Annotated in this window: 16 protein-coding genes; 6 read left to right on the top strand and 10 right to left on the bottom strand. The window is 70.8% G+C overall.

Annotated features, from left to right (window positions below):
* Positions 1-24 precede the first annotated feature (24 nt).
* The 3 genes from ACIBCM_RS21070 to ACIBCM_RS21060 are packed head-to-tail and all read right to left on the bottom strand — an operon-like array spanning position 25 to position 1,832.
* A complete protein-coding gene (locus tag ACIBCM_RS21070; RefSeq protein WP_399245373.1) occupies positions 25-822 on the bottom strand; it encodes a TetR/AcrR family transcriptional regulator in 798 nt (265 codons plus the stop codon).
* Positions 823-881: 59 nt separating this feature from the next.
* Positions 882-1,370, bottom strand: a complete 489-nt coding sequence (locus ACIBCM_RS21065; RefSeq protein ID WP_399245313.1) for a thiol-disulfide oxidoreductase DCC family protein — start codon at positions 1,368-1,370, stop codon at positions 882-884.
* 6 nt (positions 1,371-1,376) lie between these two features.
* Positions 1,377-1,832 carry a hypothetical protein gene (locus tag ACIBCM_RS21060; protein ID WP_399245311.1) on the bottom strand — a complete coding sequence of 152 codons (456 nt, stop codon included), beginning with the start codon at positions 1,830-1,832 and terminating at the stop codon, positions 1,377-1,379.
* A 481-nt stretch (positions 1,833-2,313) separates the two neighbouring features.
* Here ACIBCM_RS21060 and ACIBCM_RS21055 point away from each other — a divergent pair, with 481 nt between their 5' ends.
* Together ACIBCM_RS21055 and ACIBCM_RS21050 are read left to right on the top strand one after the other, a co-directional pair.
* Positions 2,314-2,985 (top strand): hypothetical protein, encoded by a 672-nt coding sequence (locus ACIBCM_RS21055; protein WP_399245309.1) that lies wholly within the window; start codon positions 2,314-2,316, stop codon positions 2,983-2,985.
* Positions 2,986-2,996: 11 nt separating this feature from the next.
* Entirely contained in the window at positions 2,997-3,164 is a 168-nt protein-coding gene (locus ACIBCM_RS21050) for a hypothetical protein (protein WP_399245308.1), read from the top strand.
* 185 nt (positions 3,165-3,349) lie between these two features.
* On the opposite strand, the gene ACIBCM_RS21045 is transcribed toward ACIBCM_RS21050, so the two are convergent.
* The 6 genes from ACIBCM_RS21045 to ACIBCM_RS21020 form a co-directional block, all read right to left on the bottom strand.
* Complete coding sequence (locus ACIBCM_RS21045) at positions 3,350-3,889, bottom strand: hypothetical protein (RefSeq protein ID WP_399245306.1); 540 nt, start codon at positions 3,887-3,889, stop codon at positions 3,350-3,352.
* 384 nt (positions 3,890-4,273) lie between these two features.
* A complete protein-coding gene (locus ACIBCM_RS21040; RefSeq protein ID WP_399245304.1) occupies positions 4,274-5,032 on the bottom strand; it encodes a succinate dehydrogenase iron-sulfur subunit in 759 nt (252 codons plus the stop codon).
* Positions 5,032-6,786, bottom strand: a complete 1,755-nt coding sequence (gene sdhA, locus ACIBCM_RS21035) for a succinate dehydrogenase flavoprotein subunit (protein WP_399245302.1) — start codon at positions 6,784-6,786, stop codon at positions 5,032-5,034. Before sdhA ends, ACIBCM_RS21040 begins: the two co-directional genes overlap by 1 nt.
* Positions 6,787-6,807: 21 nt before the next feature.
* The gene (locus ACIBCM_RS21030) at positions 6,808-7,284 is read right to left on the bottom strand and encodes a succinate dehydrogenase hydrophobic membrane anchor subunit (RefSeq protein WP_399245300.1); all 477 of its coding nucleotides are present in this window, start codon (positions 7,282-7,284) and stop codon (positions 6,808-6,810) included.
* An 8-nt stretch (positions 7,285-7,292) separates the two neighbouring features.
* The gene (gene sdhC, locus ACIBCM_RS21025) at positions 7,293-7,673 is read right to left on the bottom strand and encodes a succinate dehydrogenase, cytochrome b556 subunit (RefSeq protein ID WP_389267287.1); all 381 of its coding nucleotides are present in this window, start codon (positions 7,671-7,673) and stop codon (positions 7,293-7,295) included.
* Between the two features lie 491 nt (positions 7,674-8,164).
* Positions 8,165-8,674 (bottom strand): 2-oxo-4-hydroxy-4-carboxy-5-ureidoimidazoline decarboxylase, encoded by a 510-nt coding sequence (locus ACIBCM_RS21020; protein WP_399245297.1) that lies wholly within the window; start codon positions 8,672-8,674, stop codon positions 8,165-8,167.
* A gap of 831 nt (positions 8,675-9,505) precedes the next feature.
* On the opposite strand from ACIBCM_RS21020, the gene ACIBCM_RS21015 reads away from it, so the two are divergent.
* Positions 9,506-11,113 (top strand): glycoside hydrolase family 20 protein, encoded by a 1,608-nt coding sequence (locus ACIBCM_RS21015; RefSeq protein WP_399245296.1) that lies wholly within the window; start codon positions 9,506-9,508, stop codon positions 11,111-11,113.
* A gap of 135 nt (positions 11,114-11,248) precedes the next feature.
* Here ACIBCM_RS21015 and ACIBCM_RS21010 read toward each other — a convergent pair whose 3' ends face one another.
* Positions 11,249-12,508 (bottom strand): serine hydrolase domain-containing protein, encoded by a 1,260-nt coding sequence (locus ACIBCM_RS21010; RefSeq protein WP_399245294.1) that lies wholly within the window; start codon positions 12,506-12,508, stop codon positions 11,249-11,251.
* A gap of 771 nt (positions 12,509-13,279) precedes the next feature.
* Between ACIBCM_RS21010 and ACIBCM_RS21005 the strand changes: the two genes are divergently transcribed.
* The 3 genes from ACIBCM_RS21005 (at position 13,280) to ACIBCM_RS20995 (ending at position 16,469) form a co-directional block, all read left to right on the top strand.
* Positions 13,280-13,936 carry a hypothetical protein gene (locus ACIBCM_RS21005; RefSeq protein ID WP_399245292.1) on the top strand — a complete coding sequence of 219 codons (657 nt, stop codon included), beginning with the start codon at positions 13,280-13,282 and terminating at the stop codon, positions 13,934-13,936.
* A gap of 677 nt (positions 13,937-14,613) precedes the next feature.
* Positions 14,614-15,507 (top strand): RNA polymerase sigma factor, encoded by an 894-nt coding sequence (locus ACIBCM_RS21000; RefSeq protein WP_399245290.1) that lies wholly within the window; start codon positions 14,614-14,616, stop codon positions 15,505-15,507.
* Positions 15,507-16,469, top strand: coding sequence for a hypothetical protein (locus ACIBCM_RS20995; RefSeq protein WP_399245289.1), 963 nt, complete (start codon positions 15,507-15,509; stop codon positions 16,467-16,469). Before ACIBCM_RS21000 ends, ACIBCM_RS20995 begins: the two co-directional genes overlap by 1 nt.
* The last annotated feature ends 83 nt before the right edge of the window (positions 16,470-16,552 follow it).

Raw genomic sequence — 16,552 nt, 5'->3', positions numbered from 1 at the left:
AACACCGGGCGGGACCGGGCAGCATTAGGTCTCGGACACGGAGGGTGAGCCGGGTTCCGGAACGGTGCGCCTCTTCCGTATGCCCGCCGTGGTCTTCCCGCCTCCGGTGGCGGGCTTCCGGTCCGTGGCGGACTTCCGCGCGGCCACTGTTTCGGCCATCCCCGGCAGCAGATCCGTGAGCAGTTCGTGCACATCGCCGACCAGCGGGCGCAGCACCCGGAACCGGGAGAGGACGATGCCCCGGGTGGTCAGCCGGGCGCCCTGCTCGGCCAGCCGTCTGCTGCGCTGCCGGCCCTCGGAGCGGTCGAAGACCCAGTAGAGGACCAGCCCCATCTGGGAGAGCCACATCAGCTCCGGGAGGGAGTCCGCCAGTTCCGCCGGGATCTTGGTCTTCGCCCCGGACAGAACCTCCCGGTGGACCTGGATCGCCGCCTGGCGGGCGGGTTCCGACTCGGGGGAGAAGGGGCTGAGGGGGCTCTCCGGATCGGCCGCGTTCTTGAAGAACTGGGCCGAGAACTCGTGGTAGGGCTCGGCGATGTCCAGCCAGGCGCCCAGGACCCCCGCCAGCCGGTTGCCGAGATCGGTCTCCGTGTCCAGGAGGGGCCGGACCGCCGCCCGGTGCTCGGCGGCGATCCGGTCGTAGAACCCCTGGACGAGATGTTCCTTGGAGGCGAAGTAGTAGTACGCGTTGCCCACGGACACCCCCGCCTCCTTGGCGATGGCCCGCATGGTCGTCCTGTCGTAACCGCGCTCCTGGAACAAGTGGAGGGCCGTTTCCAGGATCAGCGTGCGGGTCTGCTCGCTCTTGGGGGCGCTTTTCAGGGTGCTCTTACGGGAGTCCGCGGCTGCGGGGGCCTTCGCGTCGGTCACGGTGACCGAGCCTAACCGGGTAGGGCGCACTGGTCGTCACAGGGCGGACCGGCCCCTGCCCTCGGATCGGCCCCTGCCCCCGGACCGGCCCCTGCCCCCGGACCGGCCCCGGGCCCGGCCCCCGGCGCGGTGGCGTCCCGGTACTTGGCCGCGGCCAGCATCGTGACCCGTACGAAGGGGGCTCCCGCCGGCGTGGAGAGCCAGTGCGCCTTGGGACGGTGTTCGGCGAGTGCCCACAGACAGACGATCCAGGCGGCGGCCCCGGTGAAGATCTGTCCCCGGTCCCCGACGACGGTGATCTCCCTGAGCGTACGGGTGTGGTCGAGGCCCGGGTAGCGATGCCGTGCCTCGGCGGACCCGGCGGGGACCGGCTCCAGCGGGACGAGCTGGCGCTGGCGTACCAGCCAGTGCCGCAGATGGACGCAGAGGGAGCACCCCGCGTCATAGAGGACGGTGAGCCGGGTGACCGGGATGCCCGGGGCGCGGACGACGGCGGACACGGCCGCTCACACTCCGGCCGGGGGTGCCGCCGGCGGGGTGGTGGGCGGGCTCCACGAGCCGGGACCGGTGGGAGGGAGCCAGCCCTGAGGGCCCACCGGGGGCACCTGCTCGTGCTCCAGCGCACCGCGCCTGCGGATCTTGTTGAGCACATAGACGTTGGTGAGGTGCATCAGCCCGAGGACGAGCAGCACCACGCCGAGCTTCACCGAGAGGGCGTCGAAGAGGCCCCTGGTGTCCTTCACGCTCTCCGAGACCCGGAGGTAGAGGGCCACGAAGCCCAGGTTCACCAGGTAGAAGCCGACCACCAGAAGGTGGTTCACGGCATCGGCCAGTTTCTCGTTGCCCTTCATCACATCCGAGAGGAAGATCCGGCCGTTGCGGCTCAGCGTGCGGGCCACCCAGACGGTCAACGCCACGCTGATCAGCAGATAGACGATGTAACCGAGAACAGTGAGATCCATCCCCCCGACCTTTCTGAACATGTTCAAAAGATCCGACAGGGAGAATGTAGCGCTATTTTTGAACGTGTTCAACGCGGAATGCAGGCTTCCGGAGCGAAGGTTGGGGAGGGTCGCGCCGGGCGGGATCCCCGGGAGCGCGGGGGCGTTCTTTTTTGGCGCTCGGTTCACCTCCGAGGCGCCTTAGCGTCCGCCGACGGTCGATCGTGCTCGACCACTCGTTCCTCGCGGCCTCCGCGCGTTCTCCCTTTCGGCACCCGCGCGCCTCTTCGGCTCACTCGCGGAAAGCCCGGTCACCCACCCCCACAGGTGCGGACCCCTTTTTTTGGGCGCTCGGTTCGCCTCCGGGTGTCGGCAGGTTCAGATATCCGAGCGTGTGGAACAGGGCAATGAGGCCCATGCCTCCAACTCGACAGGGACACGGTGCCGTAGGAGGCGCAGGGGCCGAAGCCTGCTCCCTGGGCTACTCGGTAGCGTCCTTCTGGTGAATCTCAACCTTTTCGACGATGTGCCCGACGGCCTGACTCAACGAGCTCGGTCGTTCGTCCAGGCGCACGGAGTCAAAGTCGACGTCAGGCACGTCGAGGACCACAGACAGTGGTGGCGTGAGCGAGACGTCCCGGCGGCGGTCATCGACCGGATGGCAGCCTATGAGGAGCGCTGGGGCGGTCTAGTCCTACCACCCGCGGCTCAGTACGACGGCGGCCCGAGGTATCTCGAAGCCGATTCCCCCGAAGGCTCTGATTCTGAAGGTTGGTGGTTCGAGGCCGGGACGCAGCGGACCGCAGTCCCGTACGGGTTCGCGATCGGGCCGTCCGGCGAGTTCGGCATTCACGCAGGTCGGTGGGTGCCTCTCCATGCCACCATCGAGGGCTGGGTGGAGTCGCTCGCACTGACGCACCACGCGTCCATGTGGGCGAAGCGGATCATCGAGGTCACCGGCGATGATGTAGACGGCATCGTGCTGGACGGGTTCGAGCCGGTACGCGAAGTGATGGGACTCGCCGACGCCTGGTGGCGAGGGGGCGACTCATTGGTGGCGGTCTATACAGGTGAGGCGGAGGCCCTCTCCTTTCCGCGGGGCCGCACCGCATTCATCTATTCCGGCTTGGATGAGTGGGGCCTGCGAGGAGGCGTCAAGGACAGCACCAGCTGAGGACATCAGGAGTGCTCTCGCCAGCGTCTGATGGGCGGTCGGCCGCCCGGCCGGGGACCCTGCTGCCCGGGGCCCGCCACGAGGAACCGGCGTGGGCGGGGCATCTGCCGAGCCTGGAGCGACCGGGGGAGATCATCTGTCTGCTGACGGACTTCCCGGCCCCGCCGACGGGCGGCTGAACTCCCGTTACGGGGACGGTCGGTGACGGCCCGTCGTACGGTCGCGCGCTGTGGTCCGGCGGCGGACCGCCCGGCCGGCCGCTACCCCGGACCGGCGGTCATGGGAACCGGCCGGCGGCGCGGACCCGGGGCCCGCGCGGCAGGCGGCCGCGGACCCGCCGGTCCGCGAACCGCCCGCGGCCGTGTCACATCGCGCTGATCGACCGCGCGTAGTTGACCTGTCCCATGACCTGCTGGAAGGTCATCGGGCTGGTCGCCGGGATCATCGTCGAGTGGTGCCGTCCCCCGCTGGTGACGGTGACCTGGATGAAGCCCGTCGTGACCTTCTCCTTCATCAGCAGGAACAGCAGCCCCAGCAGACAGAAGATGAAGAACACGATCGCGAGCACGATCGCATGGGTGGGGATCTTCTCCTCGTACCGGGACATGTCCGTCGCGTTCCACACCGCGCCCTTGAGCGGCATCGTGCCCGCCGGGGTGACGATCGTGTCCTGGAGCACGGTGATGTCCCCGATCGACACCAGCGGCACACCGCCACCGGCGGGCGCGGGGGTGTGCATCGGCACCGGGACACCCGCCGGCTGGGTCTGGCCGTGCCCGGGAGCCGCCTGCGGATAACCGTAGCCCGGTGCGGGGTAGCCGTAGGCCGGTGTCCCGGGAGGGGAGTCGGGGCCCCACTGGTACTCGGGCTGTCCGTCCGCCGCGTACGGATTCGGCTCGGTCATGTCAGGCTCCCCGCTTTCCACTGCGTCAACTCAGAGGCCCCTCGATCCTGCCAGGTATCGCCTCGCCAGGAGAACCCCGCACTGCGATATGCCCCGGAACCGCCCCGATTCACAGGAACGGCACACCCGTCCCGCCCAAGTGGCCGAGATCCCGGGCCGCCCGACGATGCCCCGGACACGCCGGAGGGCTCCGCCTCCCGGACCGGGACACGGAGCCCTCCGTACACAGACGCCGTACGAGTACGAAACACACGCCGTACGAGTACGAACGCACCGCACGAGCCGCAGTGGCAACCTCCGTACGCAGCCTCCGTACGAAGACGCTCACGAACCCGCCACACGCGACTACCGCGCACGAACCGCCGCGCGAAACGCGGCGGACCGTCAGAAGCGGCGCGTGATCAGGGCGCGCTTCACTTCCTGGATAGCCTTGGTGACCTCGATACCGCGCGGGCAGGCGTCCGTGCAGTTGAACGTCGTACGGCAACGCCACACGCCGTCCTTGTCGTTCAGGATCTCCAGCCGCTGCTCCCCGGCCTCGTCACGCGAGTCGAAGATGAAGCGGTGCGCGTTGACGATCGCCGCCGGGCCGAAGTACTGCCCGTCGTTCCAGAACACCGGGCACGACGAGGTGCACGCGGCGCACAGGATGCACTTGGTGGTGTCGTCGAAGCGCTCGCGGTCCTCGGCGCTCTGGAGGCGCTCACGCGTCGGCTCGTTTCCCGTGGTGACCAGGAACGGCATCACGTCCCGGTACGCCTGGAAGAACGGCTCCATGTCCACGACCAGGTCCTTGAGGACCGTCAGGCCCTTGATGGCCTCGACCGTGATCGGCTTCTCCGGGTTGAGGTCCTTGATCAGCGTCTTGCAGGCGAGCCGGTTCTTGCCGTTGATCCGCATCGCATCGGACCCGCAGATGCCGTGTGCGCACGACCGGCGGAAGGTCAGGGTGCCGTCGACGTCCCACTTGATCTTGTGGAGGCCGTCGAGCACCCGCTCCTTGGGGTCGATCTCGATCTGGAAGTCCTCCCAGACCGCGTGCTCCGACACCTCCGGGTTGAAGCGCCGGATCCGGAAGGTGACGGTGATGTACGGCGAAGCGGCGGACTCCGCCTCGACCTTGTCCATGACTGGTGTGGCCATCAGTACTTACGCTCCATCGGCTGGTAGCGGGTCTGGACGACCGGCTTGTAGTCGAGCCGGATCGACTCGGAGCCGTCGTCGCCCACCTCGCGGTACGCCATGGTGTGGCGCATGAAGTTGACGTCGTCGCGGTTCGGGTAGTCCTCGCGGTAGTGACCGCCGCGGGACTCCTTGCGGGCCAGCGCGGAGACGGCCATGACCTCGGCCAGATCGAGCAGATTGCCCAGCTCGATCGCCTCCAGCAGATCCGTGTTGAACCGCTTGCCCTTGTCCTGGACGGACACGCGCTTGTAGCGGTCGCGCAGCTCGCCGATCTTCTCGACGGCCGACTTGATGGTCTGCTCGGTGCGGAACACCATGACATTGGCGTCCATGGTCTCCTGGAGCTCACGGCGGATGTCCGCGACCCGCTCGTTGCCCGTGGAGTTCCGCAGCCGCTCGACCTGCTCGCGGACCAGGGCGGCGGGGTCCTCCGGCAGCTCGGTGTGGTCGTTGTGCGCGGCGTACTCCGCGGCGGCGATGCCGGAGCGGCGGCCGAAGACATTGATGTCCAGCAGCGAGTTGGTGCCCAGACGGTTCGCGCCGTGCACCGACACACACGCGACCTCGCCCGCCGCGTACAGACCGGGGACGACGGTGGTGTTGTCGAGAAGGACCTCACCCTCGACGTTGGTCGGGATGCCGCCCATGGCGTAGTGCGCGGTCGGCTGGATCGGGATCGGGTCCGTGTAGGGCTCGATGCCGAGGTAGGTGCGGGCGAACTCGGTGATGTCCGGGAGCTTGGCGTCCAACTGCTCCGGCGGAAGGTGGGTCAGGTCGAGATAGACGTGGTCGCCCTCGGGGCCGCAGCCGCGGCCCTCCCGGATCTCGGTGTAGATCGACCGGGAGACGACATCGCGCGAGGCGAGGTCCTTCATGACGGGGGCGTACTTCTCCATGAAGCGCTCGCCGTCCTTGTTGCGCAGGATGCCGCCCTCGCCGCGGGCGCCCTCCGTGAGCAGGATGCCCATGCGCCAGATGCCCGTCGGGTGGAACTGGAAGAACTCCATGTCCTCCAGCGGCAGGCCGCGCCGGTAGCAGGCCGCCTGGCCGTCGCCGGTGAGCGTGTGCGCGTTGGAGGTCACCTTGAAGAACTTGCCGGTGCCTCCGGAGGCGTAGATGACGGCCTTCGCCTGGAAGACGTGGATCTCGCCGGTCGCCAGTTCGTACGCGACCACACCTGCCGACGTCCTGACGCCGTCGACCTCGGTGATCAGCTGGTCCAGGACGTAGAACTCGTTGAAGAACTCCACGCCCTCCTTCACACAGTTCTGATACAGCGTCTGGAGGATCATGTGGCCGGTGCGGTCCGCCGCGTAGCAGGACCGGCGGACCGGGGCCTCGCCGTGGTTGCGGGAGTGCCCGCCGAAGCGGCGCTGGTCGATGGTGCCGTCCGGGGTCCGGTTGAACGGCAGGCCCATCTTCTCCAGGTCGAGGACCGCGTCGATGGCCTCCTTCGCCAGGATTTCGGCGGCGTCCTGGTCGACGAGGTAGTCACCGCCCTTGACCGTGTCGAAGGTGTGCCACTCCCAGTTGTCCTCCTCCACATTGGCCAGCGCTGCGGCCATGCCGCCCTGCGCCGCGCCGGTGTGGGAACGGGTGGGGTAGAGCTTCGTCAGCACCGCGGTACGGCTGCGCTTGGTGGCCTCGATGGCGGCGCGCATGCCCGCGCCGCCGGCGCCGACGATGACGGTGTCGTACTTGTGGATCTTCATGAGGTGTCGTCAGCCCCGGCTCTAGCGGATGTTCGGGTCGAAGGTGAAGATCACCAGCGAGCCCAGCAGGATGGTGAACACCGTGGCGGTGTACAGCAGGCCCTTGAGCCACAGACGCGTGTTCGGGCGTTCGGCGTAGTCGTTGATGACGGTACGCAGGCCGTTGGCGCCGTGCAGCATCGCGAGCCACAGCATCAGCAGATCCCAGACCTGCCAGAACGGGGACGCCCAGCGGCCCGCGACGAACGCGAAGCCGATCTTGGAGACGCCGCCGTCCAGCACCAGCTGGATCAGCAGATGGCCCAGCACCAGGACCACCAGCACCACGCCGGACAGGCGCATGAAGAGCCAGGCGGCCATCTCGAAGTTGCCGCGGGTGGAGCGCGGGGTCCTCGAGGTGCGCTTGCGGGGGGCCTCGATCAGGGGGGCCGGATTGTCGGTGTCGTAGCGCGGGCCGCTCTCGACGGGACCGATCGCGGAAGAGGTGTCAGCAGACATGTCCGGCGTCAGCTCCCGAAGACTTCACGAAAGGCGTGTCCGAGTACGGGGTAGAGGGCACCCGCCATCAGCACGATCCAGATTCCCATCACGCTCCAGAGCATCTGCTTCTGGTAGCGCGGGCCCTTGGACCAGAAGTCCACCGCGATGACCCGCAGGCCGTTCAGGGCGTGGAAGAGAATGGCGGCCACCAGGCCGTATTCGAGAAGCGCGACGATCGGCGTCTTGTAGACGGCTACGACCTTGTCGTAGTCCTCGGGTGAGACGCGGACAAGAGCGGTGTCCAGCACATGGACGAACAGGAAGAAGAAGATGAGGACGCCGGTGACTCGGTGAGCCACCCAGGACCACATTCCTTCCCGGCCGCGGTACAGCGTTCCAGCCGGCACGGAAGACCCTCCGGGAGCGGGGACTGGGGCCGGCCGCTTGGGGGGTCGGTCTGGCCCGGCCGGGTACGGTCCACCGGCCCCGGCCATCGTAGCGACGACTTGTCGGTTCGCTCGCGCGGGGTCCGTAGGTGTGATCAAACAGGCAATCAAACAGCCTCGGACGGGCTATCGGAACCCCTTGGACCAGCCGAATCGGCCCGGCGGAAAGATGGCCGGATACCGCTCGCCGCTCCGGGCGCGCCGGGGGCTCCCGGGGCCGGCCGGGCGCGCGGGGAGCGTCTGGGTTGCCCGAGGTCGCGGGGGTCGTCGGGGTCTGCGGGTTTCCCGGTGGTCCGCGGGGGCGCGGGTCCACCGGGAGTGTCGCGCCGCGACGGGCCGCGCCGCGCCGTCCAGGGCCGGGCCGACGGTCCGTCGGGCCGGCCGTCCGCTGGGAGTCCGTCGGCCGGGGCGGCTGTCCGCGGGGGTGGCCGTCCGCCGGGCCGCCGGGACCGTCAGAGCGACGTGCTCGCGATGTCCGACTCCGGGTGTCCGGCGACCGCGTGGGTGAGCCGGGAGCGGGCGAGTCCGCGCAGCTCCTCGGCGGAGACGGCCCGCTCGTCGTCGGGATCGTGCGTCAGCCGGGTGCGGATGCCCGCGAGGATCTGGTCGAGGTACTCGTCCGGCCGGTAGGGGTCAAGGCAGATCACGAACGCGTGGCCGAAACGGCTCTCGTACGCAGCCTGCGCGGCGGCGAGCGCGGTGTGGGCGGCCTGGGGCGCGTCCGGCTGCGCCCCGGCCGGGTACTCGTCGGCCAGCGCCTCGCCCAGATCGGCGGGGGAGAGGTCGTAGGCGGCCTCGTCGGCGGCGGCGAGCAGGGAGTCGAGATCCGGGTACGGCCGGTGGGCGGCCACCCGCTGGGCCCAGCGGAGGCTGCCGCAGCAGGCCAGCAGGGTGGCGATGGCGCTCTCACCGGGCGCGTCGTTGAAGCGCTCCAGCCCGGCCGCCACCCCAGCGCCCCGCACCGGTGGCCGGGGTCCTGACTGTGCCCGAGGCTGGGGAGGTAAAGCTGCCGGGCGGGCGGTACGGCCCGGATGGTGGTGAAGTGCCGGCGGTCGCTTCGGGAGGCCGTCGGAGGAATCGCGGGACAGCGTGGGCTCCTCGAAACAGAACAGCGGTACCGCTGGGAAGGGAGGGGTGTTTGAGACGCAACGCTATCGACGTGCGCGAGGCGCTGTCCGACGGATGCGCGATTTTCACCCGGACGGGAGAGTTGCAGGTCATCTGATAGACGACTTGAGGGGGATTCAGCGGGGTTTACGCCCCATATGGGAGGTATCCACGTGACGCGCCACTCAGGGTGGGGCCCCGGGGACGGGACCGATTCCGGCTCCGGATCAGCGACGGACCATGCGTGCGAGCCACGCCCGCCCCGGGGTCCCCACCGCCCGCCCGGCCCCGCCTGCGCCCCGGACGACCGCCCGCCCGGCCCCGCGTCGGCCCTCCGCCCGGACCGCCCTCCTGAATCCGGACCCGCACCCGCACCCGTGCCTGTGCCTGTTTCCGTGTCCGGGCGTGTCGCGGGTCTGGTGCGTCGGCGTGTCGTGTGGCCGGTGCGTCGGCGCATCGCGGAGCCGGTGACTCGGCGTGTCGCGGGCCCGGCGCCCGGGTGTGCGGAGGGTCCCGGGTCCGGCTCCGGTTCATGCCCGGGGGCCCTGCCCGGGTCCGGGACCGGGACCGGGGCCGGTCGAGGATCCGGTCGGGGGGTCGGGGGCGGGTCCGGGCGTGTCGGAGGCTCCCGGGGCCCGGGGGCGGGGCACGGCAGCGGGCGGGGCCCGCGTTCCGGGCCGGGTGGTGTGGCCGCCGCCGCCCTGGTGGCCGTACTGGTCACGGTGCTGGGCGGGTGCGCCTCCGGTTCCGGGGAGGAGTCCGGTTCCGTGACGAGCGGCACGCGGCCGGGGCAGGGAGCCACCCCGCCGACCGGCCCCACCGCCCCCGGCTCCCCTTCTCCCTCGCCCTCCAGGACGTACCCCCTGTCGACCGTGCCCGCGACCATCCCCGCCGTACGGACCCATGAGCCCGCCCGTGGCCCCGGCTGGCGGCCGGGCCCCGGGACCGGGGTGGTCGTCGCCCGGGGCAGCGAGGCCCTCGCGGACGAGGGCAAGCTGCTCGCCGGGGAGCTGAAGACCGCCTACCGGGGCGTGGTCCCCGCCCGCGCCGGTGATGTGGAACTGGCGCTGGACACCGCGCAGGCGGGCGGCCCCGAGTCGTACACCGTCCGCACCTCCGGCGGCCGGGTCCTGATCTCCGGTCCGGCCGAGGCGGGCGTCTTCTACGGCACCCGTACGCTCAAGCAGGCCGTGCGCTCGGGCGGCGCGATGCCGGAAGGGGTCGTACGGGACGCTCCCGGCCGCCCCCAGCGCGGGCTGATGATCGACACCGCCCGCAAGAACTTCAGCGCCGCCTGGCTGGAGGACCGGCTGCGTGAGATGGCCGACATCAAGCTCAACCAGCTCGGACTGCACTTCTCGGACGACCAGGGCTTCCGTATCGAGTCGCAGACCCACCCCGAGGTGGTCTCGCGCGAGCATCTGACCAAGGCCGAGGTCCGGCGTATCCTCGCCCTCGCGAAATCGCTCCACATCGCCGTGGTCCCCGAGATCGACTCGCCCGGCCATCTCGGCGCCGTCCTCGCCCACTATCCGCAGCTCCAGCTGAAGGACGCGTCGGGCTCGCCCGTGGCCGGGGCCATCGACATCGGCAACCCCGCGTCGGCGCGGCTCGTGGACGAACTGCTGAGGGAGTACGCGGATCTGTTCGACGGTGTGTACTGGCACCTCGGCGGTGACGAGTACCAGGCCCTGGTCCGGCAGAACCCGGAGGCGTCCTTCCCCGGGCTCGCGGCTCTCGCCCGGCGGGAGTACGGCCCCGAGGGGCGTGTCCAGGACCTGGCCACGGCCTGGGTCAACGACCGCGCGGCCGTGCTGCGCCCCCTGGGCAAGAAGGAGCTCAGGGCGTGGAACGACGGCTACTTCCGGGGCGGGGTCGTCAGTATCGACAAGGACATCGTCGTCGCGTACTGGACGGGCAAGGAGATCGGCGCCCGCCCGCCGGAGGAGTATCTCGCCGAGGGCCGCAAGGTCCTGAACTTCAACGACGAGTACCTCTACTACGTCCTGGGCGAGCCCAACGAGTTCGTCTACCCGACCGGGCAGCGCATCTACGAGGAGTGGACCCCGCTGGTGCTCCGGGGGACGGGTCCGGTCCCGGCGAAGTACTCGGGACAGATCCTCGGCGGGAGCTTCGCCGTCTGGTGCGATCTGGCGGAGTCCCAGACACCGGAGGAGATCGCCCAGGGCATCGCCCTGCCCCTGAGCGCCACGGCCCAGAAGCTCTGGGACCCGCGCACCCCCACCAGGAGCTGGCAGGACTTCACGGCCCTGGCACAGCGGCTGGGCGACTGACCGGCCGGGGCGGTTGGACCAGGCTGACCGGCCGGGCCGGGCCCGGCAATAGGTCGGCCCGGCGATCAGCCTGCCCCGCAATCGCTCGGCCCGGCGACGGTCAGCCCTTGCGCGCGGCCGTGCCCTGCCCGGCGGTCAGCGCCGGCCGGTGACGGCCTGTATCTGCCGCTCGATGATCTCCCGCAGCGGCACGCCGTCGCGGTTGCTGAGGACGACGCCGACCCAGCCGGTGTCCGGGTAGATGTTCCAGGCGGCGCCGACCCCGGGGTCGCCGCCGGCGCGCCCCCACACCCACTGGCCGCCCACGATGCGGACCGGCATCGCGTACGCCCCGAACCCCGCGTCGGCGGGGGCTGCCCGGCCGGCCACCAGACCACCCCCCTGGGGGGCCTGGGGGATCTTGGCCCCGGTGAACAGGTCGGCGTAGGGCCGGTCCAGCACCGTGCCGTCGAGCAGCGCGTACGCGAAGCGGACCAGGTCCGGGGCGGTGGCGAAGCCGCCGTCCCCGGGGGCGTCGATGAAGTTGCGGCCCGGGTTCCTGCCCGGCACGTACGGGCTCGGGCTGCCCTTGTCCAGGTTGCGGACGGCGTCCACCCGGCTGCCGTCGGCCAGCTGCATATACGGGTGTGCGACGCGCTTGTCGGTGAGCCACCGCGGTCTGGTGACGAACGCCGAGCCGGTCATGCCGCAGCGGCCGAAGACGTGTTCCTGGACGTAGTCCCAGTACGTCGTGCCGGTCACGGCCTCCACGATCATCGCGGGGATGGCGACCTCGGCGCCGGAGTGGTCGGTGGCGGTGCCGGGGGCGGCCACCGGCTCGGCCTGCCGGGCCCACCGCTCTCTGTACTCGTGCACCTCCTCCCGGCTCCGGAAGACGCGTTGTACGTCCAGCTCAGGGGTGTTCAGCCCGGAGGTGCCGGAGAGCAGATGGTGGACGGTCACCTTCTCGGCGATCTCCTCGGCGAAGCCCGTCAGATAGGTGCCCACCGTGTCCGAGAGCTTGACCATGCCCCGCTGTGCCAGCTGAAGAACGGCCACCGCGCCGAACGGCTTGCCCGCCGAACTCAGGGAGAACGCGATGCCCTCGTGGTTGCGGATCCCCTTCTCCTCGTCGGCCATGCCGTAGCTGCGCGACAGCACCGTGCGGCCCCGGTGCGACAGCAGCACCACGCCGGAGAACCGGTCCTCCGCGGCCAGCTCGGCCACATACCGGTCATAGGCTCCGCCGGGCCGGGTGTCCGGCGGGATCGCGTCGGGAGCGGCCGGGGCCGGACCGGCGCGGCCGGGGAGGGCCCCCGCCGGGGTGGCGCCGGCCGCGGCCGCGCCGACGGCCGCCAGCCCGCCCCACCCGAGCAGCCGCCGCCGGTTGACACCGCGTACGGGATCCGAATCCATGCTCACGTCCCTCTTCCGATCGACGAACCGACCGTCGGTATGCGGTGGTCCGAACCTCCGCCGAAGAGCCCTGACAACTCTGACAGCCCTGACGGCGCAGAGAGCACTCAAGACGGAGGGCTGTTGCGGTGGTGTATGCGTTTTCCGATACGCCGCCGATACACCCAGAGCCCCGGGCGGCACGGAACCGGGGTGGCCGGGCCGGGCCTCAGCGGCTGGGCGGCCCTGCCGGGCCGGCGGCCCGGGCTGAACGGTCGGGCCGGGCAGACCGGCCGGGCCGGGCGGGACCTCGGCGGCTCCGCTCTTCAGCGTCATTTTTGCGGCCGCGACCGGCGGTGGAGCCGTCCGGTTTTCTACGGTCCGGCTGTCCGTACGGTCCCCGCCCGGTCGCTGTTCGGGCGCTCACTCCGGTGCTCGGGCGGGGGAGTCCCCGCGGGCGCGCAGTCGCGAGCCGGTGGAGATCGCGGTGTGAGCCCGCCCGGGGGTGTGCGTGCTCACACCGCGCTGCCCGGGGCTCGAACGAAACCACAAGGGCTCCGCAAGCCACGTTCCGGGTGGCCCGAATGTAACAGAGGTGTGGCGCAAGTGTGTGCGACCGGCGCTCAATTGATGAATGAATACAGGGACGCCCGGCTCGGTGGAACCCATGGCGGCCGATGCCCCGGAAGGGGTACTTTGCGCCAAGCGCCTTGGGGTCTGCCGTAAATGAGCCATGGGGCGCGGTAGTTCGCACGTGGAGTGAAGTGCTGCGTCCGCGATGGGAGGCGTCTTGTGGCGTCGAAGTGCCTGAGGGAACATCTCGCGCAGGCGGATGAGCGCGGCCTGGCCGCGAGCGCCCTCGCGTGTCTGGAACGCTGTCTGCCGCTGATCTCGTCCGACGCCGAAGCGCTGCGCCCGCTGTGGGCGGGTCTCGCGAAGGGTGCGGAGGACTGGTCCACGGGCCTGGCGAAGGTCAGGGACCCGCTGATGGGTCCCCTTGGTCAGGGCGGGGTCAACGGGGACGGTGGCAGCCGAGAGGGCGGGTCGGGCGAAGGTGGCGTACGGGATGAAGGGGGCATTCTGGTGCGGCAGATGCTTGCCGGCGCGCCTCCCGTATGGACGGCCGGACTCCTGCGGGCCTGGGCGGACGCGTGCTCGCTGGCCGCGCTCGAACTCCACCACCGCTTCGACGCCCGCTCCGCCCCGCCCGCTGGAACCCCCGGCGCGGGGGAGGCCGATGTCGCCGGTCTGCTCAAGGGCTGCCGCGAGGGCGACTCCGGGGGCGCCGGGCCGCTGGTCAACGGGGAGCTGCGGCGTCAGATCCGGGTCCTGGAGATCCTCGCCGGCACCGAGGGCGGTGTCGGGCTGAGGCAGGCGCTGGTCGTGTCCACGGAGGGTCAGCGGGTGCTGCGCGCGGTCGTCTCCCGGCGCTCCCGGGTGGGGCGCTGAGGCGGCGGAAGGATCCCGTCGGATGTCGCAGGCTCTGCGGAAGGTGCGGATGTGTCAGGTGTCCCGGTCCTGGGGCCGGTCGCGGACTCAGGTGTTCCAGGTGTCCCGGTCCCGGGGTGGGCGCGGGTCCCGGGTTCGAGTGTCCCGGTCCCGGGGTCGGCTTCGGGCGGGGGCTCAGGTGTCCCGGTCCCGGGGTCGGTCCCGGTCGCGGACTCAGGTGGCCCAGGTGTTTCAGGTGCCCCACGTATGTCGGATGTGTCAGGTGTGTCGAATCTTCCAGGTGTCCCGGCCCTGTCGGCCGTCCCTGGTCTCGCACGGAGATCCCGGAGTGTGCGTCCCCGTTGTCAGAAGTCAGCGCAAGAGCCCCGCGTGCGATCGCGCGGGGGAGATCACCGAGGTACACGAGGTGCCGGAGGAGGCTGAGGGAAGGACGACCGGGGCCGCCACCCCCCACAGGAGAGGCCTCGGTCGTCCTTCGACGGGGTCGCCGTGCGTCCCCGTACTCCACTCAGCGCCGGGCGGGCGTTTTCTGTCACACCCCCCTGAGTCGGCAAATTGTTGCAAGTTGTACAAGCCATGGACGTAGCCCCTTGGAACGACGTAGCGTGCTGACTCGCGTACGACGGGCGCAGGCCACAGCTGTGGTGACCAGCTGCGATTCGGAACAGGTAGAGGTAGTGCTGGGGGACGACGCGGAGCTGACCGCCGCGGTGCTCGCGGCTCAGGACGGGGACGAAGGCGCCTTCCGTACTGTGTACCGCGCGGTGCACCCGCGGTTGCTCGGCTATGTGAGGACGCTCGTCGGCGAGCCGGATGCCGAGGATGTCGCCTCGGAGGCATGGCTCCAGATAGCCCGCGACCTCGAACGGTTCAGCGGAGACGCGGACCGCTTCCGGGGCTGGGCCGCGAGGATCGCCCGTAACCGCGCCTTCGATCACATACGGATGCGGGGGCGGCGCCCCGCGGTCGGCGGGGACGAGACCGAACTCAACGGCAGACCCGCCGAGTCGGACACCGCCGACGAGGCGATGGAGGCACTGGCCACCGGCAGCACGATGGCGCTCATCGCCCGGCTGCCGCAGGACCAGGCCGAGGCAGTCGTGCTCCGGGTGGTCGTGGGCCTGGACGCCAAGACCGCGGCCAAGACCCTCGGCAAGCGGCCGGGCGCCGTCCGTACCGCCGCCCATCGCGGACTCAAGCGGCTCGCCGAGCTGCTGGGCGCCGATGATTCGGAGGGTTCCAGTCCGCCGGTATCGGGAGAACACCGCCGGGACGGCCGCTCACGGCCGGAAAATGACGGGGCGGATGGTGGATCCGGTGGATCGGGGTGCGCGTACCCCCGTCCGGGGGCGTACGGTGCGGACGGCGTCCGTGCGGAGGACGGGAACGGCACCGGTACGCCGGACGGGCCCGGTCTCGCCGACGGGGCCGACGGCTCGGACCGGGGCGCCGGTCCCGCCGGGCACGGCGCCGATCTGAACGGCGTACCACCACAGCGCGGTCCGGGGCCGGGTGCCACGACACCCGCCGGTGTGACGCATTCACGGCCGCGGACGCAGAAGGACATGTGATGGCCGACGAGCGGTACGAGTGGCTTGACAAGGAGACAGCGGAACATCTGTTGCGCGGGGAGCCGGTCGAAGCCCTCGATGAACACGCGCGTACCCAGGCCGTACGACTGAACCGGGCGCTGCACAGCGTCGCCCGCCCGAGTTTCCCCGGCTACTCCGGCGACGGTGAGATGCCCGGTGAGGCCGCCGCGACGGCCGCCTTCCGCAAGGCCCGCGCGGACGTCCGCGCCTCCGGGGGCGAGTTTCCCGGGTCCCCGCGTCCGGCCGCCGCACGCCGCTCGGCCCGGGGCTGGGGCCGGCCGGTCCGCTTCGGTGTGGTCGCCGCCGTCGCCGGGTTCGCCTTCGGTGGTGTCGCGGTCGCGTCCGGCAGCGGGCTGCTGCCCTCGCCCTTCGACGGGCCGCCGGGGCCCAGGAGTACGGTCTCGGCCAATCCGCCCGGTCCGCCGGTCTCCGAGTCGCCCCAGGGGCGCGCCGAATCCCCGCCGGGCGATGTCGGTCCGTCCCAGCCGATCCCGCCACGGAGCGGGGGGCCCGGCAGCGAGGGCAGCGACACCGACCCGCCGGGCGCCAAGGGGAAGAACGGCAGGGACAAGAAGAGCAAGGACAAGAAGAAGCAGCGCAAGGCCGAGCTTGAGCAGAAGACGGCCGACGCCTGCCGGGAGTACCGCAGCGGGACCATCGCTCCCGACCGCCGCAAACGCCTGGAGATCGCCGCCAAGGGCGCGGGCCGGGTGGACAAGTTCTGCGACAAGCTGTTGCGCGAGTCCGACGGCGACGACGGTGATCAGGGCAAGCCGAAGGACAAGGCGAAGGACAAGTCCAAGGACAAGGACAAAGACGGGGAGAACGTCGGCAGCGGCAGCGGCGGTGGCAACGGGAACCCGGAGAACAGCGGCAACGGCACCAATCATGGCAACGGTGGCGGTGGCGGGGGTAGTGAGCGGGTCGCCGACGCGGGTTGAGTGGGCGGGGTGGGTTCTCGGGCCCCGGCCCCTTGCCGAGTTGCCCGTCTCCGGGTGCGGGGTTTGTCCTCAAGCGCCGGACG

This window comes from Streptomyces sp. NPDC051018 (assembly GCF_044456085.1).
In the GTDB taxonomy this organism is placed as follows: domain Bacteria; phylum Actinomycetota; class Actinomycetes; order Streptomycetales; family Streptomycetaceae; genus Streptomyces.
Note: the sequence above shows the minus strand (reverse complement) of the source record. Positions and strands in the feature narration are given on the sequence as shown.

Bases quoted from the DNA above. Each gene is read 5' to 3' on its own strand.
- ACIBCM_RS20995 (WP_399245289.1), top strand. From the start codon at position 15,507: ATGGCCGACGAGCGGTACGAGTGGCTTGACAAGGAGACAGCGGAACAT.
- ACIBCM_RS21045 (WP_399245306.1), bottom strand. From the start codon at position 3,889: ATGACCGAGCCGAATCCGTACGCGGCGGACGGACAGCCCGAGTACCAG.
- ACIBCM_RS21030 (WP_399245300.1), bottom strand. From the start codon at position 7,284: ATGTCTGCTGACACCTCTTCCGCGATCGGTCCCGTCGAGAGCGGCCCG.
- ACIBCM_RS21040 (WP_399245304.1), bottom strand. From the start codon at position 5,032: ATGGCCACACCAGTCATGGACAAGGTCGAGGCGGAGTCCGCCGCTTCG.
- ACIBCM_RS21010 (WP_399245294.1), bottom strand. From the start codon at position 12,508: ATGGATTCGGATCCCGTACGCGGTGTCAACCGGCGGCGGCTGCTCGGG.
- ACIBCM_RS21060 (WP_399245311.1), bottom strand. From the start codon at position 1,832: ATGGATCTCACTGTTCTCGGTTACATCGTCTATCTGCTGATCAGCGTG.
- sdhA (WP_399245302.1), bottom strand. From the start codon at position 6,786: ATGAAGATCCACAAGTACGACACCGTCATCGTCGGCGCCGGCGGCGCG.